This is a genomic window from Mycobacterium dioxanotrophicus (assembly GCF_002157835.1).
GTDB classification, from domain to species: domain Bacteria; phylum Actinomycetota; class Actinomycetes; order Mycobacteriales; family Mycobacteriaceae; genus Mycobacterium; species Mycobacterium dioxanotrophicus.
Window position 1 is genome coordinate 5770274 of record NZ_CP020809.1, and the last position, 20667, is coordinate 5790940.

General features: G+C 65.8%; 23 protein-coding genes. 10 read left to right on the plus strand and 13 right to left on the minus strand.

Annotated elements, in window-relative coordinates; all coding sequences use genetic code 11:
* The first annotated feature begins 32 nt into the window (after positions 1-32).
* Together BTO20_RS28055 and BTO20_RS28060 are read left to right on the plus strand one after the other, a co-directional pair.
* A complete protein-coding gene (locus BTO20_RS28055; protein WP_232491279.1) occupies positions 33-704 on the plus strand; it encodes a cutinase family protein in 672 nt (223 codons plus the stop codon).
* 169 nt (positions 705-873) lie between these two features.
* The gene (locus tag BTO20_RS28060; protein ID WP_198344087.1) at positions 874-1761 is read left to right on the plus strand and encodes a hypothetical protein; all 888 of its coding nucleotides are present in this window, start codon (positions 874-876) and stop codon (positions 1759-1761) included.
* Positions 1762-1924: 163 nt separating this feature from the next.
* Here the strand turns inward: BTO20_RS28060 and truA are convergent, their stop codons facing one another.
* The 8 genes from truA to infA form a co-directional block, all read right to left on the minus strand.
* Positions 1925-2833 (minus strand): tRNA pseudouridine(38-40) synthase TruA, encoded by a 909-nt coding sequence (truA, locus tag BTO20_RS28065; protein ID WP_408632129.1) that lies wholly within the window; start codon positions 2831-2833, stop codon positions 1925-1927.
* Entirely contained in the window at positions 2811-3368 is a 558-nt protein-coding gene (gene rplQ / locus BTO20_RS28070; protein WP_087079228.1) for a 50S ribosomal protein L17, read from the minus strand. The genes truA and rplQ overlap by 23 nt, the downstream gene beginning before the upstream one ends.
* 61 nt (positions 3369-3429) lie before the next feature.
* Positions 3430-4482: a DNA-directed RNA polymerase subunit alpha gene (locus tag BTO20_RS28075; RefSeq protein WP_018601783.1), complete on the minus strand. Its 1053-nt coding sequence runs from the start codon at positions 4480-4482 to the stop codon at positions 3430-3432.
* 77 nt (positions 4483-4559) lie between these two features.
* On the minus strand, positions 4560-5165 hold the full coding sequence (gene rpsD, locus BTO20_RS28080) for a 30S ribosomal protein S4 (RefSeq protein WP_087079229.1): 606 nt from the start codon (positions 5163-5165) through the stop codon (positions 4560-4562).
* Positions 5166-5186: 21 nt separating this feature from the next.
* A complete protein-coding gene (gene rpsK, locus BTO20_RS28085; protein WP_019972253.1) occupies positions 5187-5597 on the minus strand; it encodes a 30S ribosomal protein S11 in 411 nt (136 codons plus the stop codon).
* Positions 5598-5600: 3 nt separating this feature from the next.
* On the minus strand, positions 5601-5975 hold the full coding sequence (rpsM, locus tag BTO20_RS28090; RefSeq protein ID WP_018601786.1) for a 30S ribosomal protein S13: 375 nt from the start codon (positions 5973-5975) through the stop codon (positions 5601-5603).
* Between the two features lie 167 nt (positions 5976-6142).
* Positions 6143-6256: a 50S ribosomal protein L36 gene (rpmJ, locus tag BTO20_RS28095; protein WP_003879483.1), complete on the minus strand. Its 114-nt coding sequence runs from the start codon at positions 6254-6256 to the stop codon at positions 6143-6145.
* 52 nt (positions 6257-6308) lie between these two features.
* Positions 6309-6530 carry a translation initiation factor IF-1 gene (gene infA, locus BTO20_RS28100; RefSeq protein WP_003418601.1) on the minus strand — a complete coding sequence of 74 codons (222 nt, stop codon included), beginning with the start codon at positions 6528-6530 and terminating at the stop codon, positions 6309-6311.
* A gap of 303 nt (positions 6531-6833) precedes the next feature.
* On the opposite strand from infA, the gene BTO20_RS28105 reads away from it, so the two are divergent.
* Genes BTO20_RS28105 through BTO20_RS28120 form a run of 4 tightly spaced genes read left to right on the plus strand, consistent with a single transcriptional unit; the run spans position 6834 to position 12178 of the window.
* Positions 6834-7331 (plus strand): hypothetical protein, encoded by a 498-nt coding sequence (locus BTO20_RS28105; RefSeq protein WP_087079230.1) that lies wholly within the window; start codon positions 6834-6836, stop codon positions 7329-7331.
* A 39-nt stretch (positions 7332-7370) separates the two neighbouring features.
* Positions 7371-8957, plus strand: a complete 1587-nt coding sequence (locus tag BTO20_RS28110) for a flotillin family protein (RefSeq protein WP_232490880.1) — start codon at positions 7371-7373, stop codon at positions 8955-8957.
* Positions 8958-9010: 53 nt separating this feature from the next.
* Positions 9011-10702: an FAD-dependent oxidoreductase gene (locus BTO20_RS28115; protein WP_198344088.1), complete on the plus strand. Its 1692-nt coding sequence runs from the start codon at positions 9011-9013 to the stop codon at positions 10700-10702.
* Between the two features lie 12 nt (positions 10703-10714).
* Entirely contained in the window at positions 10715-12178 is a 1464-nt protein-coding gene (locus BTO20_RS28120; protein WP_087079232.1) for an ATP-binding protein, read from the plus strand.
* Positions 12179-12196: 18 nt separating this feature from the next.
* On the opposite strand, the gene BTO20_RS28125 is transcribed toward BTO20_RS28120, so the two are convergent.
* The 3 genes from BTO20_RS28125 to BTO20_RS28135 form a co-directional block, all read right to left on the minus strand.
* Entirely contained in the window at positions 12197-12823 is a 627-nt protein-coding gene (locus tag BTO20_RS28125; protein ID WP_087079233.1) for a Sec-independent protein translocase family protein, read from the minus strand.
* Positions 12824-12963: 140 nt separating this feature from the next.
* Entirely contained in the window at positions 12964-14148 is a 1185-nt protein-coding gene (locus tag BTO20_RS28130; protein ID WP_232490881.1) for a hypothetical protein, read from the minus strand.
* A gap of 183 nt (positions 14149-14331) precedes the next feature.
* Positions 14332-14616: a WXG100 family type VII secretion target gene (locus tag BTO20_RS28135; protein WP_087079235.1), complete on the minus strand. Its 285-nt coding sequence runs from the start codon at positions 14614-14616 to the stop codon at positions 14332-14334.
* Between the two features lie 151 nt (positions 14617-14767).
* Between BTO20_RS28135 and BTO20_RS28140 the strand changes: the two genes are divergently transcribed.
* The 4 genes from BTO20_RS28140 to BTO20_RS28155 are packed head-to-tail and all read left to right on the plus strand — an operon-like array spanning position 14768 to position 18100.
* Positions 14768-15628, plus strand: a complete 861-nt coding sequence (locus BTO20_RS28140; protein ID WP_087079236.1) for an LLM class F420-dependent oxidoreductase — start codon at positions 14768-14770, stop codon at positions 15626-15628.
* A gap of 15 nt (positions 15629-15643) precedes the next feature.
* A complete protein-coding gene (locus BTO20_RS28145) occupies positions 15644-16489 on the plus strand; it encodes an LLM class F420-dependent oxidoreductase (protein WP_087079237.1) in 846 nt (281 codons plus the stop codon).
* 25 nt (positions 16490-16514) lie between these two features.
* On the plus strand, positions 16515-17504 hold the full coding sequence (gene rfbB / locus BTO20_RS28150) for a dTDP-glucose 4,6-dehydratase (protein ID WP_087079238.1): 990 nt from the start codon (positions 16515-16517) through the stop codon (positions 17502-17504).
* Positions 17501-18100, plus strand: coding sequence for a dTDP-4-dehydrorhamnose 3,5-epimerase family protein (locus tag BTO20_RS28155; protein WP_087079239.1), 600 nt, complete (start codon positions 17501-17503; stop codon positions 18098-18100). The genes rfbB and BTO20_RS28155 overlap by 4 nt, the downstream gene beginning before the upstream one ends.
* Here the strand turns inward: BTO20_RS28155 and BTO20_RS28160 are convergent.
* Both BTO20_RS28160 and BTO20_RS28165 read right to left on the minus strand, forming a co-directional pair.
* Positions 18097-19497 carry an APC family permease gene (locus BTO20_RS28160; RefSeq protein ID WP_087079240.1) on the minus strand — a complete coding sequence of 467 codons (1401 nt, stop codon included), beginning with the start codon at positions 19495-19497 and terminating at the stop codon, positions 18097-18099. The two genes, BTO20_RS28155 and BTO20_RS28160, sit on opposite strands and share 4 nt — an antisense overlap.
* Positions 19494-20606, minus strand: a complete 1113-nt coding sequence (locus tag BTO20_RS28165; RefSeq protein ID WP_087079241.1) for a DmpA family aminopeptidase — start codon at positions 20604-20606, stop codon at positions 19494-19496. The genes BTO20_RS28160 and BTO20_RS28165 overlap by 4 nt, the downstream gene beginning before the upstream one ends.
* Positions 20607-20667 lie beyond the last annotated feature (61 nt).

The following is a 20667-nucleotide window of genomic DNA, read 5'->3' on the forward strand; positions in this document are numbered from 1 at the left end:
CGGCACCTATTCTCGACGGGATCGTCAATACCATCGAACGCGTGATTGGCCGTCGGATGTTGGCCGCGCTGATCACCGCCCTGACCGCCGTCGTGGTGCCAATGACGGTGGCGCCGAGCATGGTTGGCGCCGCGAAAGCCGCCACGTGCCCGCCGGCCGAGGTGGTGTTTGCCCGCGGCCGCATGGAGCCCCCAGGGCCCGGGCAGGTCGGCGCTGCGTTCGTCAACGCACTGCGTGCCCTGCGTGGCCCGAATATCAGCCTGTACCCGGTGAATTACCCGGCCGACACCCAGGTCGACATGGGCGCCAACGACATGAGCCGTCACATCCAGTGGATGACACGTAACTGCCCGAACACCCGGCTTGTGCTGGGTGGCTACTCGCTGGGCGCTGCGGCAACCGATCTGGTTCTCGCCGTGCCTATTTCGGCGTTCACCTTCAACAGTCCGCTACCCGCAGGCACCGACCGGCACGTCGCGGCCGTGGCGCTCTTCGGCAACGGGTCCAACTGGGCGGTGCCGATCACGGCGTTGAGCCCGGCCTACCGGAACCGCACCATCGACCTGTGCCACTCCGACGATCCGGTCTGCAATCCGAGCAGCCCGTACAAGTGGCGGTCCGAATGGCAGGACCACCTGGCGCCCGGCTACATCCGGTCGGGCATGGTGGCCCAGGCTGCCAGATTCGTCTCCGCGCGCCTCTGACCCGCGCCGCAGCGGCGCTCTCCGTCCTTGATATCGCGCTCTCCGGCCTCGTTACTTGGTCAGGGCAGCTGTGGCCAACGTGCAGATTCTCGACGTCAGATCCGCGAACTTGGCACCGAAATCTGCACATTCGCCAGACTTGTCGGTAGCCCCTCCGATCCTGAGCCACGTGAACGAGTTCATTGGCGCCTTCCCCGGCCGACGGCCCAGCCCCTTCTTGGGAAGCGCGGCGATACGTGCCGGGTTGCTCACCGACCACGAACTGCGGACGAACTATCGCGCCGTGTACCGCAATGTGTATCTGGCCAATGACGTCGCCCTGACGCCGGAACTGCGGGCCCAGGCCGCGTGGCTGTTCGCCGGTCCCGACGCGGTGTTGTGCGGGGTATCGGCCGCGGCGGCTTATGGCACCAAGTGGCTGGACGTCAACGCACCGGCGGAGATTGTTCGAACCAATCGTCACGCACCGGAGGGGCTCAGCGTGCATTCTTACGCCCTTGCGCCACAGGATGTCCGCATCGTCGATGGGATGCGTGTCACGACCGTGGCACGGACTGCGTTCGACCTTGGTCGGCTGTTGCCGCACGGCCAAGCTGTGCCGATCTTGGATGCGTTGATGAACAAGACCGAACTCGATCCGCGGAAGGTGTGGTCATTGATCGAGGCGAATCCCGGGATCCGAGGTGTCGATCGCCTGCGGACGGCACTGGCGCAGTCCGATGGCGGGGCCGAATCACCGCTCCAGACCCAAACGCGGCTGCTGCTGCGCTGGACGGGCATACCAGGACTGCGAACCCGGATCCCGTTATATGACCAATGGGGTTTGGTGTCCACCCGAGTGGCGATGGGCTGGCCTCGATGGAAAGTGGCGGTCGAGTGCGACGAGGAAAGGGATGATGCGTGGTATCGACCGTGGGTACACTCCCAAATCGCCGAACTCGAATCACGCGGCTGGTCTGCACTGTGGGTCACTGCGCGAATGGCCTTCGGCTCCAACAACATTGTGGAGCGGGTACGGCAAAAGTTGCTGGCCGCGCACCGCGCCCGAGCGAGCTGAGTGGGCATGCTTCAACTGCCGCCAGAACGTGTACCGGTTCAGCGCCTGTGGCGAACGTGCAGCTTTCCGCGGCGAAACCGCGAACTCGCCGCGGCAGCCTGCACGCTCGTCACAGTGTTCCAGGTCGACGTATGTACCGCGCAGCCGCGAGCGGCGTGAGGGCTCAGAGCGTGCGCAGGTCCCGTGTGACGGCGATCCGGGCGGCCAGCTGATCGTCGGGCGGATAGTCGACGCCCACCAGAGTCAGTCCCCGCGCCGGCGCGGCGGCAAACTCGCTGGACCTGCGGTCAACACCCAAAAGCCCGGCAATCCAGGCAGGTTCGCGACGGCGCTCCCCCACCGCCAACAGCGCGCCCACCAGCGAGCGGACCATGTTCCAACAGAACGCGTCAGCAGTGACGTGGGCGGTCACCAGATCACCGTGGCGCTCCCAGGACAAGCGCTGCAGATCGCGGATCGTCGTCGCACCCTCGCGGAACCGGCAGAACGCGGCGAAGTCCTGCAGCCCCAACAACTCCTGAGACGCGGCGGTCATGGCATCCAGATCCAGTGGCCGCGACCACGGGGTGACGAACCGGGCCTGCTGTGGGTCCACGCCCCACGGCGCCAAAGACAGCCGGTATTCGTAGTGTCGGCGCAACGCCGAGAAACGGGCGTCGAAACCGGCGGGAGCACGGACTATTCGGCGCACCCGCACGTCCGTCGGGAGGAACCGAGCGAGTCGTCGTACCAGCGGCAGAAACTCGGGATCGCCGGGACGTGGCGTCCGCGGGTACGCGAAACTCAGTGCGCGACTGGGTACGTCGACGTGCGCAACTTGGCCCGTGGCGTGTACGCCGGTGTCGGTGCGCCCGGCGGTCACCAACCGAACCGGCTCGCGGAACACCGTCGACAGCGTCTCCTCGAGCACGCCTGCGACGGTGCGCTGCCCGGCCTGCGGTGCCCACCCGGCGAATTCGGTGCCGTCGTAGGCAATGTCGAGGCGTAGGCGGACCAAAGAAACATGCCCGCCATCGGATTCGATGGCGGGCACGTTCGTTGTAGCCTCGTTACTTGGCGTCGTCGGCCTCATCGGCGGCCTCAGCCGTCTGTGCGTCGGCGATCGCCTCGTCAGCGGCCTCGGCCTCATTGGCCGGGGACTCCTCGGCCAGTGCAGCCTCATCGGCCTCGACGACCTCGGCCTCGGCGTCAGCAGCCTTGGCCTGCGACGCGGCGGCACGGCGGGCGCGGTCGGCCTCGGAGGTCACGGTCTTCTCCCGCACCAGCTCGATGACCGCCATGGGCGCGTTGTCGCCCTTGCGGTTCTCGACCTTGATGATGCGGGTGTAGCCGCCGTTGCGGTCGGCGAAGAAGGGAGCGATCTCGGCGAACAGGACGTGCACGACGTCCTTGTCACGGATCTTCTTCATGACCTCACGCCGGTTGTGCAGGTTGCCCTTCTTGGCGTGGGTGATGAGCTTCTCCGCGTAGGGCCGCAACGCCCGCGCCTTGGGCTCGGTCGTCTTGATCCGACCGTGCTCGAACAGCGACGTGGCCAGGTTGGCCAGGATCGCCTTCTGGTGAGAGGACGACCCGCCGAGGCGGGCACCCTTGGTGGGCTTGGGCATTGCGACTATCTCCTAAATGGGGCCGGCCCCCGTATCAGGTAGGACCGGGACGGATCTGTTGTTAGAGCTGTTCGGTTTCGGCGAAGTCCTGGTCGGTGTCCAGGTCGTAGCCGGCATCGCTGGTCCAGGTTCCGGTTGCGGCGTCGTAACCGGCGACCTCGGACGGATCGAAGGTGGCCGGGCTGTCCTTGAGCGAGAGACCCAGCTGGTGCAGCTTGATCTTCACCTCGTCGATGGACTTCTGGCCGAAGTTGCGGATGTCCAGCAGATCGGACTCCGTGCGGGCCACCAGCTCACCCACGGTGTGCACACCCTCGCGCTTGAGGCAGTTGTACGACCGGACGGTCAGATCCAGATCGTCGATCGGCAGGGCGAACGACGCGATGTGGTCGGCCTCGGCGGGCGACGGCCCGATCTCGATGCCTTCCGCCTCGACGTTGAGTTCGCGTGCCAGACCGAACAATTCGACCAGGGTCTTGCCTGCCGACGCCAGGGCGTCACGCGGGCTGATCGAGTTCTTGGTCTCGACGTCGAGGATCAGCTTGTCGAAGTCGGTGCGCTGCTCGACACGGGTGGCCTCCACCTTGTAGGTCACCTTCAGCACGGGGCTGTAGATGGAGTCGACCGGGATACGGCCGATCTCGGCACCCGAGGCCTTGTTCTGCACGGCCGGGACGTAGCCGCGGCCACGCTCGACGACGAGTTCGACCTCCAGCTTGCCCTTGTCGTTGAGGGTCGCGATGTGCATGTCGGGGTTGTGCACCGTCACACCGGCCGGCGGCACGATGTCACCGGCGGTGACCGCACCCGGCCCCTGCTTGCGCAGGTACATGGTGACCGGCTCGTCTTCCTCAGAGGACACGACCAGGCCCTTGAGGTTCAGGATGATGTCGGTGACGTCTTCCTTCACCCCGGGGACGGTGGTGAACTCATGCAGCACACCGTCGATGCGGATGCTGGTGACCGCTGCGCCCGGAATGGACGACAGCAGCGTGCGCCGCAGCGAGTTGCCCAAGGTGTAACCGAAACCGGGCTCCAGCGGTTCGATGACGAACTTGGACCGGTTCTCGGCGACGGTCTCTTCGGACAGGGTTGGCCGCTGAGAAATCAGCATTGTTTCTATCTCCTTCTCGGCACCCGCTATTTGATGCCGTCTGGGTGTCCCTCAGCCGGATGGCTGAGCGACGTTTATTACTTCGAGTAGAACTCGACGATGAGCTGCTCCGCGAGCGGCACCTGGATCTGCGCCCGCTCCGGGAGCTGGTGGACCAGGATGCGCTGGCGCTCGCCGACGACCTGCAGCCAGGACGGGATCGGCCGCTCGCCGGCGGTCTCGCGAGAGATGATGAACGGGTCGGTGTTCAGCGACTTGTCCCGCACGTCGATGATGTCGTACTGCGACACCCGGTAGCTCGGGATGTTCACCTTGACACCGTTGACGGTGAAGTGGCCGTGGCTGACCAGCTGACGCGCCATCCGGCGGGTCCGGGCCAAGCCGGCGCGGTACACGACGTTGTCCAACCGGCTCTCCAGGATCTGGAGCAGGTTCTCGCCGGTCTTACCCGACTTGCGGTTGGCCTCTTCGTAGTACTTGCGGAACTGCTTCTCCAGCACGCCGTAGGTGAAGCGAGCCTTCTGCTTCTCCTGCAGCTGCGTGCGGTATTCGCTCTCCTTGATCCGCGCACGGCCGTGCTGGCCGGGCGGGTAGGGGCGCTTCTCGAACGACTGATCGCCGCCGACCAGGTCGACGCCGAGGCGGCGCGACTTGCGGGTCGCGGGTCCGGTGTAACGAGCCATGAGTCTGTTTCCTCCCTAGACCTAGACCCGGCGCCGCTTGGGCGGGCGGCAGCCGTTGTGGGGCTGCGGGGTGACGTCGGAAATGGCGCCCACCTCCAGGCCGGCGGCCTGCAGCGAGCGGATGGCGGTCTCGCGGCCCGAGCCCGGGCCCTTGACGAACACGTCGACCTTCTTCACGCCGTGCTCCTGCGCCTTGCGGGCGGCGTTCTCGGCGGCCAGCTGTGCGGCGAACGGCGTCGACTTACGCGACCCCTTGAAGCCGACGTGACCCGACGATGCCCAGGCGATGACGTTGCCCTGCGGATCGGTGATCGACACGATGGTGTTGTTGAACGTGCTCTTGATGTGAGCGGCGCCGTGCGGGACGTTCTTCTTTTCCCTGCGACGGGTCTTCACGCCCTTCTTGGGAGCGCCTGCCTTCTTCGGTGGCATGGGTTACCTGGCCTTCTTCTTGCCGGCGATGGTGCGCTTGGGGCCCTTGCGGGTACGCGCATTGGTCTTGGTCCGCTGGCCACGCACCGGCAGACCGCGGCGGTGCCGCAGGCCCTGGTAGCAGCCGATCTCGATCTTGCGACGAATGTCGGCCTGCACCTCGCGGCGCAGGTCACCCTCAACCTTGAGGTTGCCTTCGATGTAGTCGCGCAGCACGGTCACCTGATCGTCGGTGAGGTCCTTGGTGCGCATGTTCCGGTCGATTCCGGTCGCGTCCAGGATTTCCTGGGAGCGGGTACGGCCGATGCCGTAGATGTAGGTCAGCGCGATCTCCATGCGCTTGTCGCGCGGAAGATCGACGCCCACGAGGCGTGCCATGTGGCGGTATTCCTTCTTCTGGCGGAGGTCTGTTCCCAGTCCGTTCCCCGTCTATTCGGGGTCCGGCCTCCGTGCCGGACGTGGATGAACGGCCCAATCTCTAAAGATTCCAGCCGTTCAGTGGTACTGGGAGGTCTGCATTCAGTTGTGGGTACTGCTCGGGCGCTCTAGCCCTGCCGCTGCTTGTGCCGCGGGTCGGAGCAGATCACCATGACCCGCCCGTGCCGGCGGATCACCCTGCACTTGTCGCAGATCGGCTTGACGCTCGGGTTCACCTTCACGGCTTCGCGATCCTGTCTCTCGTTCTTGTCTGGTGGAACTTATTGGGGGCGGTTACTTGTACCGGTACACAATGCGACCCCGGGACAGGTCATAGGGAGATAGCTCCACCACGACGCGGTCCTCGGGCAGGATGCGGATGTAGTGCTGCCGCATCTTGCCGCTGATGTGGGCCAGGACCTTGTGTCCGTTCTCCAGCTCAATGCGGAACATCGCATTGGGCAGGGGTTCGACCACGCGACCCTCGACCTCGATGGCACCGTCTTTCTTGGCCATACTGTCTAGCGATCCTTGCTTTCGTTTCGTATCGTGCGCCCGTGGCACCGCCACACGACCGACTGAAAACGTGAGCTGGATCGAAAGAACTCCTAAAAGTTCCAGGACAGGGCACGCAGAGAGTCGGCGCGGAAGCCGCACCGTTGGTCCACACTACCCGCTCTCGGGGCTGCGCCAAAATCACAGCTGGCCAGCGACCGCCCGCCGAAAAATTGTGCATGGTAGTGCCACGCCACAGGCGACAATAGTCCCAGTGATCCGCACCGCCCGTGGTGCTGACCCCGTGCCTTCGGAGACGCCCACATGACGGCTGTGTACCTGGCGGCGTTCATCGTCGGCGGTGTCGCGCTCCTGGCCGCACTGCTGCTAGCCGATATCGGTCACGGCGACGGCATGCCATTCATCAACCTGACCGCGCTGTCGGTCGCCCTGCTCGGCGCGGGCACCGGCGGGCTGATCGGCTCCTGGACGCATCTGGGCACCTTCGGCACGGCCGTGACCGCCGCGGCGTTCGCTGTGGTGCTGGTGTTCGTGTTCAACGGCCTGCTACTGCCCTACATGCGCCGTCAGCAGTCCAATTCCCACAAGGGCCGGGCGTCCTACATCGGCCTGCTGGGCACCGTCACGCTCGAAGTCCCGGCAGGCGGCTGGGGCGAGGTGTCCTTCGTCGACGCCGACGGCAACCGCGTGTTCTCCCGGGCCAAGAGCGACGAGTCCGCCGCACTCCCCAAATCGACCCGTGTCTACATCGCGGACATCGACCCCGACTACGTCCACGTGGTCGCTGTTCCACAACCCTGAGCAGTACCCGAGCACTGAACCGCAAGAAAGGCCAACACAGTGTCCCTGCTGGTCATCGTCATCGTCGCCGCCATCGCCGCGATCCTCATCCTGGTGGTGCTGCCGATGGTGTACGTCAAGAACTACATCAAGGTGCCGCCCAACGAAGTGGCAGTGTTCACCGGCCGCGGGACACCGAAGGTGGTGCGCGGCGGCGCCCGGTTCCGGATGCCCGGCATCGAACGCGTCGACATCATGAGCCTGGAGCCGTTCAACGTCAGCATCAACCTGCAGAACGCCCTGTCCAACAACGGCGTCCCGGTCAACGTGGAAGCTGTCGGGCTGGTCCGGATCGGCTCGGCCGACGAAGCCGTCCAAACCGCGGTGCAGCGCTTCCTGACCTCCGACCTGGACGGTCTGCAGCGTCAGATCAACGACATCCTGGCCGGTAGCCTGCGCGGCATCACCGCCACGATGACCGTCGAAGACCTCAACTCCAACCGCGACACGCTGGCCCGCAGCGTGGTCGAGGAGGCCGGCGGTGACCTGGCGCGCATCGGCATGGAGGTCGATGTGCTCAAGATCGCCGGCATCTCCGACAAGAACGGCTACCTCGAGTCGCTGGGTCAGCGCCGCATCGCCGAGGTCAAGCGCGACGCCGCGGTGGGCACCGCCGAAGCCGAGCGGGACGCGCAGATCCAGTCGGCCAAGGCACGGCAAGCCGGTGCGGTGGCGCAGGCCGAGGCCGACACCGCGATCGCGTCCGCCAACCAGAAACGTGACGTCGAGCTGGCCCGGCTGCGGGCGCAGACCGAAGCCGAGAACGCCCAGGCCGACCAGGCCGGCCCGCTGGCCCACGCCCGCGCCGAGAAGGACGTGGGCATCGCGGTCGAGCAGGCCGAGGCAGCCCGCGTACAGGCCCGCATCGAGGTCGAGCAGCGGCGCAGCGAGCAGGCGCAGGCCGCGTTGCAGGCAGACGTCATCGCCCCGGCCGAGGCGCAGAAACGGGCCGATGTGGCGCGCGCCGAAGGCCAGCGCCAGGCGGCGATCCTCGCCGCGGAAGCCAGCGCCGAGGCGCAGCGACGAGCCGGGCAGGCCCAAGCCGATGCCCGTAAGGCCGCGGCCGACGCGCTGCGGGTCGAACAGCAGGCCGAGGCAGACAGCATGCAGGCCAAACTGGTCGCCGAAGCCGCAGGCAAGAAGGAACTGGCTGACGCGATGCGCGTCGAACAGCAGGCCGAGGCGGCCGGTATCGAGGCCAAGCTGGTCGCCGAGGCGACCGGTAAGAAGGAGATCGCGGCCGCCCTGAACAGCTACAACGCTGAGGCCGCCCGCATGCTGATGTTGCCCGACATCCTGGCCTCGATGGTCAAGGCCACCGAGGCCGCGGCCAGGCCGCTCGGCGACATCGACCGGCTGTCGATCATCGGCGGCGCGGGCGACACTCAGGACGCCATCGGCGGCATCCTCGGAATCAGCCCGCTGGCGGTGGCCAAGATCGTCGAGTCGCTCAAATCCTCGGGCATCGACCTGGCATCCATGCTGAACCGGATCGAGGGTGACCAGCCCGCCGCGGGCCGCATCGACGGGGCGGCACGGCCCGCGCCGTCATCCGACGGTGAGGCTGCCGCGTCACGCACGGAGTAGCCGCCGACCTAGCCGAGAAAATCGCTGGCAGCGGGGCGCATAATTGGAGCGATATGACTGGACCCGCGCCCGCGCCCCGTAAGCCAGTGATCCTCACCGTCGACGACGATCCCGCCGTCTCCCGTGCTGTCGCGCGCGATCTGCGCCGCCACTACGGCGAGCGGTACCGGATCATGCGTGCCGAGTCTGGTCTGGATGCCCTGGAGACCCTGCATGAGCTGAAGCTGCGCGGTGACACCGTCGCAGTGTTCGTGGCGGACTACCGGATGCCGCAGATGAGCGGTATCGAGTTCCTGGAATCGGCCATGGATCTCTATCCGATGGCCCGCCGCGTATTGCTGACGGCTTATGCCGACACCACCGCGGCGATCGACGCCATCAACGTCGTCGACCTGGACCATTACCTGCTCAAGCCGTGGGATCCGCCGGAGGAGAAGCTCTACCCCGTCATCGATGGGCTGCTGGAGGCCTGGCACGCGGTCGGTGACCGGGCCATCCCGCACACCAAGGTGATCGGCCACCAGTGGAGCGCCCGCTCCTGGGAGGTCCGCCAATTCCTGGCCCGCAACCAGCACACGTATCGGGCGTTCACCTCCGACGAGCCCAAGGGCAGGCAACTGCTCGAGGCCGCGGGCCTGGACGGTCGACAGCTCCCCGTGGTCATCACCGAGGGTGGCCAGACCCTGGTCGAGCCTTCCGACGGTGAACTGGCCGACATGCTGGGGCTGTCCACCAGCCCGTCGCTGACGATGTACGACCTGGCGGTCATCGGCGGCGGCCCGGCCGGGCTGGCCGCCGCGGTCTACGGCGCGTCGGAGGGACTCAACACGGTCCTGATCGAGGGCACCACGACCGGTGGCCAGGCCGGACGCAGCTCCCGCATCGAGAACTACCTGGGCTTCCCCACCGGAGTCTCGGGCGCCGAGCTGGCCACGTCGGCCCGCAGGCAGGCCGAGCGCTTCGGCGCCGAGGTCATCACGACCCGCGAGGCCACTGCGCTCGACGTCGCCGGGGCCGCGCGCACCATCACCTTCGCCGACGGCGACACCATCGGCGCCCGGGCAGTGATCCTGGCCACCGGCGTCGAGTACCGACAGCTGCCGGTGCCGGGCTGTTGGGATGATCCGGTGAACCCGCTCAACTACGTCGGCCGCGGCGTGTACTACGGCGCCTCGGTCTCGCAGGCCTCGGAATGCCAGGGCGAGGACGTCTACATCGTCGGCGGCGCCAACTCGGCCGGGCAGGCGGCGATGTTCATGTCGCGCGAGGCCAAGTCGGTGACACTGCTGGTCCGTGGGCCGTCGCTGGAGGCGTCGATGTCCTACTACCTGATCCAGCAGATCGAACAGACCCCCAACATCCACGTCCGCACGTGTACCCAGGTGGTCGAGGCGATCGGCGAGGACGATCACCTCGTCGGGCTGGTGCTGGAGGACAAACGCACCGGCGAGCGGGAGAAGGTGAGCTCGACGCGGATGTGCTGCTTCATCGGCGCCACTCCCCGCACCGAATGGCTCGACGGCGTGGTGGCCCGCGACGACCACGGCTTCATCCTGGCCGGCCCCGACCTGCGCGACGTCTGCGGCTGGACATTGGAACGTCCTCCACACCATCTGGAAACAAGTGTGCCCGGTGTGTTTGTTGCAGGTGATGTGCGTGCCGAGTCCGCCAAACGGGTGGCGGCTGCCGTCGGCGAAGGGTCGATGGCGGTCATGTTGGTGCACCGTTATCTGGCGGAGGCCTGAGGAATGACAACGATGGGCGAAGGCTGCGTGCGCGAAGAACTGCGAACCCTGTTTCTGTTCGAATCGCTGAGCGACGAACAACTCGACATCCTGTGTGCCAACGGTCATATCGCGACGTTCGAGCCAGGCCCGGTCTGCACCGAGGGTGAGCCCGCCACGTGCTTCTACGTGATGATCGAGGGCGAGCTCGTGATGACGATGAAGTCGGGCGGCATCGACATCGAGACCAACCGCACCTCGATGCGCGGGGTCTACTGCGGTGCGTGGTCGGCCTACATTCCGGGTGAGCAGCCGGTGTACGAGGCATCTGTTCGGGTGACCAAGCCGTCCCGGTTTTTCGTCCTGGACGCCAAGGCCTACGCCGATTTCATGCGCACCGAATTCCCGATGGCGGTACACCTCTTGGAGGGCCACAAGGTCGGTGGTCTCCGGCGCCGCCAGATCATCGGCCAGCGGGAGAAACTGCTTGCCCTGGGCCAACTTTCGGCCGGCCTGACCCACCAGCTCAACAATCCCGCCGCGGCGACCGCGCGTGCGGTCGCCGACCTGCGCGACCGGGTCAGCAAGATGCGCCACAAGCTCGCGATGCTCGGCGACGGGCACGTCCCGCCCGCGGCACTGCGTGAGTTGGTCAGCATCCAGGACCGGGTGGCCGAGCAGATCGCCAAGCACAAGGCACAGGATCTGACCGCGCTGGAGGCCTCCGACCGTGAGGAGCAGATCGGCGAGTGGCTCGAGGAGCGCGGAATCACCAGCGCCTGGGATTACGCGCCGACGTTCGTCGACGCCGGACTGGACATCGACTGGTTCGAGGGCGTCGCGGCCTCACTCGACGACGTCGATGCCACCGCGTCGTTCATGAGCGCGATCGGCTGGCTGCGCTACACCATCGAGACCGAATTGCTGATGAATCAGATCGCCGAGGCGAGCAAGCGCATCTCGGCACTGCTCGCGGGCGCCAAGCAGTATTCGCAGATGGACCGCGCGCCATACCAGAGCGCCGACATCCACGAGCTGCTGCACAGCACGCTGATGATGTTCGGGGATCGGATCGGCAAGGAAGGCAAGGGCGTTCGACTGGTCAAGGACTGGGACAAGTCGCTGCCCGAGCTCGCCTGCTATCCGGGGGACCTCAACCAGGTGTGGACCAACATCATCGACAACGCGATCCAGGCGATGAACGGTGAAGGCACGCTCACGGTGCGAACCGGGCGCGACGGGGACCTGGTCCGCGTCGAGATCTGCGACGACGGCCCAGGCATTCCCGCCGACATCATCGAGCGGATCTTCACGCCGTTCTTCACCACGAAAGCGTTCGGTGAGGGAACCGGCCTCGGTCTGGATCTCGCATGGCGGATCGTCGTCGAGAAGCACAGCGGCGACCTGCGGGTGCAGTCCGAGCCGGGTAACACCCGATTCATCGTGCTGCTGCCATTGGAGGCACCCGCCCCCGAAGACCTGCCCGCACCGGCGTAATCCCGCAAGCGGTGAGAATCACCGGACTTCGACGTCGAAGTCCTCGGAACGCAGGCGGTCGACTGCACGGGAATCGGTGAGCTCGCCCCGATCAGACGGATGGCGCCAATAGTGCCGGACCATCCAGTACAGGGCCGTTCCCCGAGGCACATAAATGTCGGCACCGTCGATGATTTCTTCGGCGTCGTCGCACAAGCGTAGAACGATCGCTTTGCGGGTTCGTTTCGTCTCCGTGCTGTCGTCGATTTCAACAATGTCTGCCCACTCGACGTATTTCGTCGCCACGATATTCGCGACATCGATACCGGCCGGAGTCAGCTTGACATAGCCAATACCCCCGCGACGCCAAGCATTAACCACACCCAGAATCGATATGACGACTGCTGGCGCGATCAACATTGGCGAGAAAATTCGCATTCCGCGCGATATGGGAATATCGAGAGCACCCGTTGGCGCAAAGCGGACGAATAGCAATCCACTAACTATGAACGACACCATCCCGACGTAGCAGAAAATGCAGAACCATCGACCCGGACGCAGGGTAGTCCCAGAACCGTCAAAGGTCGTACGCACGGTCGACCCTCCGAACAGCGGTACCAGGAGCGACGCCACAATCAGCAGCGGCGAGATGGTGATGCCGATCATCACCGTTCCAGTCAGATAGTCACCCCGACTTGCCGCGGACAGACCCCACCAGAACGGCACCGAAAGCGCAATGAGGAATCCGGCGCTTACCCACCCAAGAGACGCACTATCATTGCGCCAACCAGGAGGCGTAGGGAGCTCTAGTACGGACACAATATGTTCCCGACAAACTTTCCCACGTCGGCGCCCCCGAAAGCTCCGAACACTGCGCCCGCCGTGGTGAGCACCGGGACGCCCACCGGCGCAAAAGGACCGGTGGCAGCGCCAGCCAAAGCACCTAGCTCGGCACCGCCCCATCCTCCTCCGCCGCCCGCTGCAGCGACGACCGCGGCAATACAGCGATCCCGGCCTGTATCTGCCATAGCCATATCGAAAACCGCAGTGGCAATGACCAGGGAAGGACCACCCACACGGGCAGCCTTGCCGAAGCTCTCCAGAGACTCCGCAGTCAACATCGGCAGACGCCCGCCATGACTGACATGCTTCTCGAAACCGGACAGACCCCCACCGGCATAAGTGGAGATCCGGTCGATCAACTCAACCGGCACTGCCGAGTGCCTACCGGTCGCGGTTGTGAATCCCGCATTGACCCGCCCCTCCGGGTCCATAGACATCGTGAAATTCGAACCGTCCGGGAAAGTAGTAGATGTGAAGTCACAATTGCTGCCAAGATCATGCCACGAACTGGTCCGTGACGTGCTATTTCCGCGCTTGTCGAACTCCTCGACGGTAACGTAGTTCGTCCGGCTCGGCGTGTCCATGAACTTGTGCTTGGTTCCGACCTGCTTACTTCCATCCTGGTGAATTACTGTGGTCACCTCTTCGCCATGGTCGTTGACCGACTCGATAGTTTCACGGACCGCGGTTGCCTCATCACCAGCACGTATCGCTTCTTGACCGATAATCCCCATTGGGTCCTTCGGATTCGGGACTTGATCCCGCGGTCGCTGAGGCGCCGGTATGTCGAAGGGCGATGACGAGGGTCCCGCTTCGACGAACCCGTGATCTCGGCCTGCGGCGACGACCGCGTTGGCCGTGCTGTCGTCGGCGTCGCCAACAGCCGTCAGCAGTCCGTTGATGGTGGTCTGTTCCTCACGTGCCAAAGCTTGAAGCTTGGCGAGTTCCTCTTCCGACAAGACGACGGGGTCGACAAGCACGACCCATTGGTCGGTGACATTCAATGGTCCTTGATCGACCTCCGCGGCCTTGTTGAGCAGGGCATTGCGTGCTGGAACGATAGTTCCGCTGCCGTTCTTCAGTGCTGCAGCAATACCATTCGCGTACGCGGAGAACTTCAACGTCTGGCGGCGAGCCCGTCCGAACATTGCCTCTGCCGCTTCGTGAGAGCGGCCAGACCAACCTCTGGCCTCGGGCATTCGCTGGCAAGCATCGTCCACGCCAGTTACGGCATCTGCGACCGATGCAGCGCTCGCAGTGATCGCGCCTGCCGACGCCGTCAGAGAATCCGGGTTCCAACCTTGCAGTGTGGTGCGGTTCGGCAACATCAGCTAGAAGAACCCGTCGAACTGGCCGGCCAGCGTGTTGTCGGCAACTTCGAAGCGGTCGCCGGCCCCGCGGACCGCCGTTCCGATCTTGGTGACGTTCTGTGCGAGTTGGTTTGCGACACCAGTGAAATGTTCGCCCACGGTATGAGCCGCCCATTGAGTGGTCGAGCTCGCCAAGCCATCAGCTGATGTCGACACCTTCGACCCCACGTCGGCGCGACCGATCACTGAGGCTGCAGAATCCACCTGTCCGGCAAGGGCCCGCAACAGTTCTGGGTTAACTAACACATCTCCCCCTCGAGCAACAACGAATCACCTCGATCCTGGCACACAGCAACCCCACAGAAATGCAGCAGTTTCAACCCCCCCGTCGGCCACCGGTGAGAATCACGGCGAGTTTTTCGGAATAGCGCTCGGGCGATGGCAGGTTGACCCGACCATGACTGACATCACGCGCGCCAAGCCTGACCTCGGTAGTTTCGGCGTTTTCGGGCATTATTCGCAGTTCCAGCCGCTGTCGGCAGAACAGTTGCAGGAGATCGAAGCCCTCGGCTACGGGGCGATCTGGGCGGGTGGCTCGCCGCCTGCCGAGCTGGACTGGGTCGAGCCGATTCTGGAGAAGACCACCAACCTGCAGGTCGCGACGGGCATCGTCAACATCTGGACGGCCGACGCCGGGGCGGTCGCGGAGTCCTTCCATCGCATCGACGCCGCGTACCCGGGCCGTTTCCTGCTGGGTATCGGTGTCGGCCACCGCGAGGCCATCGGCGAGTACCGCAAACCGCTCGACGCCCTCACCGACTATCTGGACAAGCTCGACGAGCACGGCGTTCCCGAGCACCGCCGCGTGGTCGCTGCGCTCGGCCCCAAGGTGCTGCAGTTGTCGGCGGAACGCGCGGCCGGTGCCCACCCGTACCTGACCACCCCCGAGCACACCGCACAGGCCCGCGAGATCATCGGGCCGGACGCGTTTCTCGCCCCGGAGCACAAGGTGGTGCTGACCACCGATAACGAAAAGGCCCGCGCGGTCGGCCGCAAGGCCCTCGACCTCTACCTCGGCCTGACCAACTACCTCAACAACTTCAAGCGACTGGGCTTCACCGATGCCGATCTGGCCAAGCCGGGCAGCGATGCGTTCATCGACGCCGTGGTCGCGCACGGCACCGTCGACGAGGTGGCGGCGCGACTCAAAGAGCACCGCGAGGCCGGCGCGGACCACGTGCCCGTGCAGGTTCTCACCTCGCCCGACAAACTGGTACCGGCACTTGCCGAACTTGCCGGGCCGCTGGGCCTCAAGTAATCGAAAGGGACGCGAATGAGCTTGAACCTGGGCCGCTTTGGGGTGTGGACGTTCGGTGCGCCGACGCCCGAGCAGGCCGCCGAGATCGAGAAGCTGGGCTACGGCGCCATCTGGCCGGGCGGTTCGCCCACCGCCGACCTGGCGTTCGTCGAACCGATCCTGGCGGCGACCGACACGCTGCAGGTGGCCACCGGCATCGTCAATGTGTGGACTGCCCCCGCGGCGCAGGTGGCTGAGTCCTATCACCGCATCGAGGCGGCACACCCCGGCCGGTTCATCCTCGGCATCGGCATCGGCCATCCCGAGCACACCCAGGAGTACCGCAAGCCCTACGACGTGCTGGTCGAGTACCTCGACGCGCTCGACGAGCAGGGTGTGCCGAAGGAACGGCGAGTGGTAGCCGCGCTGGGACCCAAGGTGCTGAAGCTGGCCGCCGACCGTAGTGCGGGCGCGCATCCGTACCTGACGACGCCCGAGCACACCGCGCAGGCCCGCGAGCTCATCGGCCCTGGCGTGTTTCTCGCCCCCGAGCACAAGGTGGTGCTGACCGACGGGTCCGAGCAACAGGGCGAGGCGGCGCGGGCGGTCGGCCGCGAGACCGTCGACTTCTATCTGAATCTGAGCAATTACCTGAACAACTGGCGACGGTTGGGATTCAGCGAGGACGACATCGCCAAGCCCGGCAGCAACCGTCTGATCGATGCTGTCGTCGCTCACGGCACGCCCGATGACGTAGCGGCGCGTTTGCGGCAACACCTCGACGCGGGCGCCGACCATGTGGCGATCCAGGTGCTCGGCGGATGGGACAAGCTGCTCGGAACACTGACGGAGCTGGCAGGCCCGCTGGGCCTGAAAGGCTGATCGGACAGCCCGTTAGAGTTGACCCATGCGGTTGCTGGTCACCGGGGGTGCCGGGTTCATCGGGGCGAATTTCGTGCAGGACGCCGTCCGCGACGGCGCGTCAGTAACGGTGCTCGACGCTCTCACCTATGCCGGCAGCCGGGAGTCACTGGCGCCGGTGGCCGACCGGATCCGCTTGGTCGAGGGCGATGTGTGCGACGCGGCGTTGGTGTCGAGCCTGACGGCCGACGCCGACGCCGTGGTGCACTTCGCGGCCGAAACCCATGTGGACAACGCGCTGGCCGATCCGGCGCCGTTCGTACAGTCCAACGTCGTCGGCACCTTCACGGTGCTGGAGGCGGTGCGCCGGCACGGGGTGCGGCTGCATCACATCTCCACCGACGAGGTGTACGGCGACCTGCCCCTCGACGATCCGGCGCGGTTCACCGAGAACACGCCGTACAACCCGTCGAGCCCCTACTCGTCGACCAAGGCCGCCGCCGACCTGCTGGTGCGGGCCTGGGTGCGGTCCTACGGCGTACACGCGACGCTGTCGAACTGCTCCAACAACTACGGCCCGTACCAGCACGTGGAGAAGTTCATCCCGCGCCAGATCACCAACGTGCTCACCGGCCGCAGGCCCAAGCTGTACGGCGCCGGCGCCAATGTCCGCGACTGGATCCACGTCGATGACCACAACGCTGCGGTGCGCCGGATCCTGGCCGACGGTAAGGCGGGCCAGACCTACCTGATCGGCGCGCAGTGCGAGCAGAACAACCTGACCGTGATGCGCACGCTGCTGCGGTTGATGGGCCGTGACCCCGACGATTTCGACCACGTCACCGACCGCGCTGGGCACGACCTGCGGTATGCCATCGACCCGTCGACGCTCACCGACGAGCTGGGCTGGAAACCGGTGCACACCGACTTCGAAGACGGTCTGCGCAACACCATCGACTGGTACCGCGCCAACGAATCTTGGTGGGGCCCACTCAAAGAACAGGTCGAGGCGAACTACCAGGAGCGCGGCCAGTGACCGCACGGGAACTCAAGGTCCCCGGGGCGTGGGAGCTCACCCCCAAACTGCACGGCGATTCCCGCGGGATGTTCTTCGAGTGGTTCACCGACTCGGGTTTCACCGGTTTCACCGGGCACAGGTTCGATCTGCGCCAGGCCAACTGCTCGGTGTCGGCGGCGGGGGTGCTGCGCGGTGTGCATTTCGCGGAACTGCCGCCGAGTCAGGCCAAATACGTGACGTGCGTGCGCGGTTCGGTGTTCGACGTGGTGGTCGACATTCGCGTCGGCTCCCCCACCTACGGGCAGTGGGATTCCGTGCTGCTCGACGACCGCGACCGCCGGTCGATCTATCTGTCCGAAGGCCTGGGCCACGCTTTCCTTGCGCTGGAAGATGATTCGACCGTCATGTATCTGTGCTCCGCACCGTATTCGCCGGAGCGGGAGCACACCATCCTGGCCACCGATCTGGGCATCGACTGGCCGGAGGGCCACGAGCTGGTGATCTCCGACCGCGACGCCGCCGCGCCGACCCTCGACGAGGTGCGCGCCGCGGGCCTCCTGCCGACCTGGGAGGACACCCGCGCCTTCGTCGAGGAGTTGCGCAGCGAGGCCTAACTGCGTCGCAGCAGCGCACCACCCACGAGACCGACGAACGGGATCGCCGCGAGGATGGCGCTGAGCATCGCACTGCCGCCGGTGACGAGGGTGAAGTTCGTCAGGACCAGCCACAGGCTGCCCAGCAGGCCGGCACACGCCAGGGCCGGCGCGATGCGGGTCTGCCAGGTGCGTCCGGCGGCGTCGGAGCGGTGGCGGGCGAAGTAGACCAGTACCGCCACCGAGGTGGTGAGCATCAGCAGCACCATTCCGACCGTCGCCACACCGGCCATCGACCCGAACACTCCGACCAAGGGGTCGACCCCGAGCGCGGCGAGGATGCCGACGATGACGGCGGCCGTGACGGTCTGCACCACCGAGGACACCGCGGGCGAGCCGTGCGACGAATGCACGGTCGCCAATCTGTTGGGCAGCAACCCTTTTCGGGCCAGCGCGAACTGGTAGCGGGCGATCACGTTGTGAAAGGACAGCACGCAGGCGAAGAGACTGGTCAGCAGCAACACGTTGACGACGTCACGGCCGATCCTGCCGAGGTTGGCGTCGGTGGTGTCCAACAGCATGTTGGCGTCACCGGCCAGGGTGCGCTGGGCGGTTTCGGTGACCTGGTCGGGGCCGATCGCGACGACGAACGCCCAGCACGTGATCGCGTAGAAGCCGCCGATGAGTAGCACCGCCGCATAGGTGGCGCGGGGAATGGTGCGTTCAGGATTGCGGGCCTCGTCGCGGAACACCGCCGTTGCCTCGAAACCGATGAAGCCCGTCAGCGCGAACAGCACCGCGATGCCCAGCGCGCCGTGGGTGAAGATACCCGGGGTGAACGATGCGAACGTCACGCCGGCAGGCCCCGGCTTCGCGACGATCACCAGATCGAGCACCACAACCACGCTGATCTCCAGCACCAGCGCCACCCCGAGTACCTTGGCACTGAGGTCGATATGCCGGTACCCGAGCAGCGCCACGATCGCGAGTATCACGAACGAGTAGGCAGGCCAAGGTATTTGCGGTCCTCCGTAGAACCGCACGGTATCGCCGATGGCCCAGCCGATGTAGCCGTAGATGCCCACCTGGATCGCGGTGTAGGCGATCAGCGCGACTGCGGCGATGCCACTGCCCGGCCGGTTACCCAGTCCCAGCGTCACGTAGGAGAAGAAGGCTCCGGCCTCGGGCACATACGGCGTCATCGCCACGAAGCCGACGCTGAACACCAGCAGAACCGCTGCGGCGATGAGGAATCCGACCGGTGCGCCCGCACCGTTGCCGAGTCCCATCGCCAGCGGCATGTTGCCGCCGATGACGGTCAGCGGGGCTGCGGCCGCGACCACCATGAACACCACTCCGACCGGACCGAGCTTCCCGTGCAGCCGGTGGTCGGCAGTCGTTTCAGTGTTGGTACTCATTGCCCCTCCAGGAGAAGTGCGTGGCGAAACATCTTGTGGTCCAATGCATGTGCGGTACGGCCGCCGCGCCCCGTCAGGGTGTCCGCAGCGACGAGACAGTTCAGGATGGCTTCTTCGGTGGCCTCGATCACCAGGTCGAAAAGCCGGGTCATCAGTTGTGGGGCCACCATGCGCAGCCCGATTTCAGGGTGGTCGGTATCGGGATCCTCGTCCCAGGCATACGGCGGGATGCCGCGGTTGCCGGTGGCGAAGGCCAGCATCAGGTCGCCGCTGTACTGCTCCCCGGTGCCACCGAGCCTGCCGACCGCGAGCGAGGAGCGCTGGGCCAGCCGCGTGCACTGGTGCGGCAGCAGAGGTGCGTCGGTCGCGACGATGACGATGATCGAACCCGATCCGGGGGCGTAGGCCAGCGGCATCTCGGGCAGCGGCACGCAATCGGGGCCGATCACCTCTCCCACCGCAACGCCGTTGACCCGCAGTCGTTCTCGACGGCCGTGGTTGGCCTGGACCAGCACGCCCACGGTGTAGCGGCCGGCAGCGGTGTCGGTGATGCGCGATGCGGTGCCGATGCCGCCCTTGAAACCGTGGCAGATCATGCCGGTGCCGCCGCCGACGTTGCCCTCGGCAACCGGTCCGTCGGACGCCGAGGCCAGCGCGGCGTGCACATGTTCGGCCCGCACGTGATGGCCGTTGATGTCGTTGAGCAGCCCGTCGTAGGTCTCGCCGACCACGGGCAGCGACCAGTACAGGCCGTCGCCGCGGGCCTGTACCTGCGCGTCGACCAGCGCGTCGCGCACCACGCCGACGCTGTGGGTGTTGGTGAGGGCGACGGCGGAGGTGAGCTCCCCGGATTCGCGCACCCATTCCAGTCCGGTGAGTTCGCCGCTGCCGTTGAGCCGGTGGGTACCGGCGAACACGGGCTCGTGCCAGATGCCGGCATGCGGGACGACGACTGTCACACCGGTGTTGACCTCGGGCGATGGCTGAATGGTGGTGTGCCCGACGCGCACGCCAGGGACATCGGTGATGGCGTTGTGCGGGCCGGTGGGGTGGTCGCCGATGACGACCCCGAGGTCTCGGACCCGTGGATGGGTGGGGTGATCAGACATTCAACCTCCGGAGGCCCGTAGTTCTTTTCACGTTTGGAAAATAATGTGCTTCCGCGGCGGC

Bases quoted from the DNA above. Each gene is read 5' to 3' on its own strand.
- truA (WP_408632129.1), bottom strand. From the start codon at position 2,833: ATGAGGCCGACGACGCCAAGTAACGAGGCTACAACGAACGTGCCCGCC.
- rplQ (WP_087079228.1), bottom strand. From the start codon at position 3,368: ATGCCCAAGCCCACCAAGGGTGCCCGCCTCGGCGGGTCGTCCTCTCAC.
- BTO20_RS28075 (WP_018601783.1), bottom strand. From the start codon at position 4,482: ATGCTGATTTCTCAGCGGCCAACCCTGTCCGAAGAGACCGTCGCCGAG.
- rpsD (WP_087079229.1), bottom strand. From the start codon at position 5,165: ATGGCTCGTTACACCGGACCCGCGACCCGCAAGTCGCGCCGCCTCGGC.
- rpsK (WP_019972253.1), bottom strand. From the start codon at position 5,597: ATGCCACCGAAGAAGGCAGGCGCTCCCAAGAAGGGCGTGAAGACCCGT.
- rpsM (WP_018601786.1), bottom strand. From the start codon at position 5,975: ATGGCACGCCTCGTGGGCGTCGATCTTCCGCGCGACAAGCGCATGGAG.
- infA (WP_003418601.1), bottom strand. From the start codon at position 6,530: ATGGCCAAGAAAGACGGTGCCATCGAGGTCGAGGGTCGCGTGGTCGAA.
- BTO20_RS28105 (WP_087079230.1), top strand. From the start codon at position 6,834: ATGACGGCTGTGTACCTGGCGGCGTTCATCGTCGGCGGTGTCGCGCTC.
- BTO20_RS28115 (WP_198344088.1), top strand. From the start codon at position 9,011: ATGACTGGACCCGCGCCCGCGCCCCGTAAGCCAGTGATCCTCACCGTC.
- BTO20_RS28120 (WP_087079232.1), top strand. From the start codon at position 10,715: ATGGGCGAAGGCTGCGTGCGCGAAGAACTGCGAACCCTGTTTCTGTTC.
- BTO20_RS28125 (WP_087079233.1), bottom strand. From the start codon at position 12,823: ATGATCGGCATCACCATCTCGCCGCTGCTGATTGTGGCGTCGCTCCTG.
- BTO20_RS28130 (WP_232490881.1), bottom strand. From the start codon at position 14,148: ATGTTCGGACGGGCTCGCCGCCAGACGTTGAAGTTCTCCGCGTACGCG.
- BTO20_RS28140 (WP_087079236.1), top strand. From the start codon at position 14,768: ATGACTGACATCACGCGCGCCAAGCCTGACCTCGGTAGTTTCGGCGTT.
- BTO20_RS28145 (WP_087079237.1), top strand. From the start codon at position 15,644: ATGAGCTTGAACCTGGGCCGCTTTGGGGTGTGGACGTTCGGTGCGCCG.
- rfbB (WP_087079238.1), top strand. From the start codon at position 16,515: ATGCGGTTGCTGGTCACCGGGGGTGCCGGGTTCATCGGGGCGAATTTC.
- BTO20_RS28160 (WP_087079240.1), bottom strand. From the start codon at position 19,497: ATGAGTACCAACACTGAAACGACTGCCGACCACCGGCTGCACGGGAAG.
- BTO20_RS28165 (WP_087079241.1), bottom strand. From the start codon at position 20,606: ATGTCTGATCACCCCACCCATCCACGGGTCCGAGACCTCGGGGTCGTC.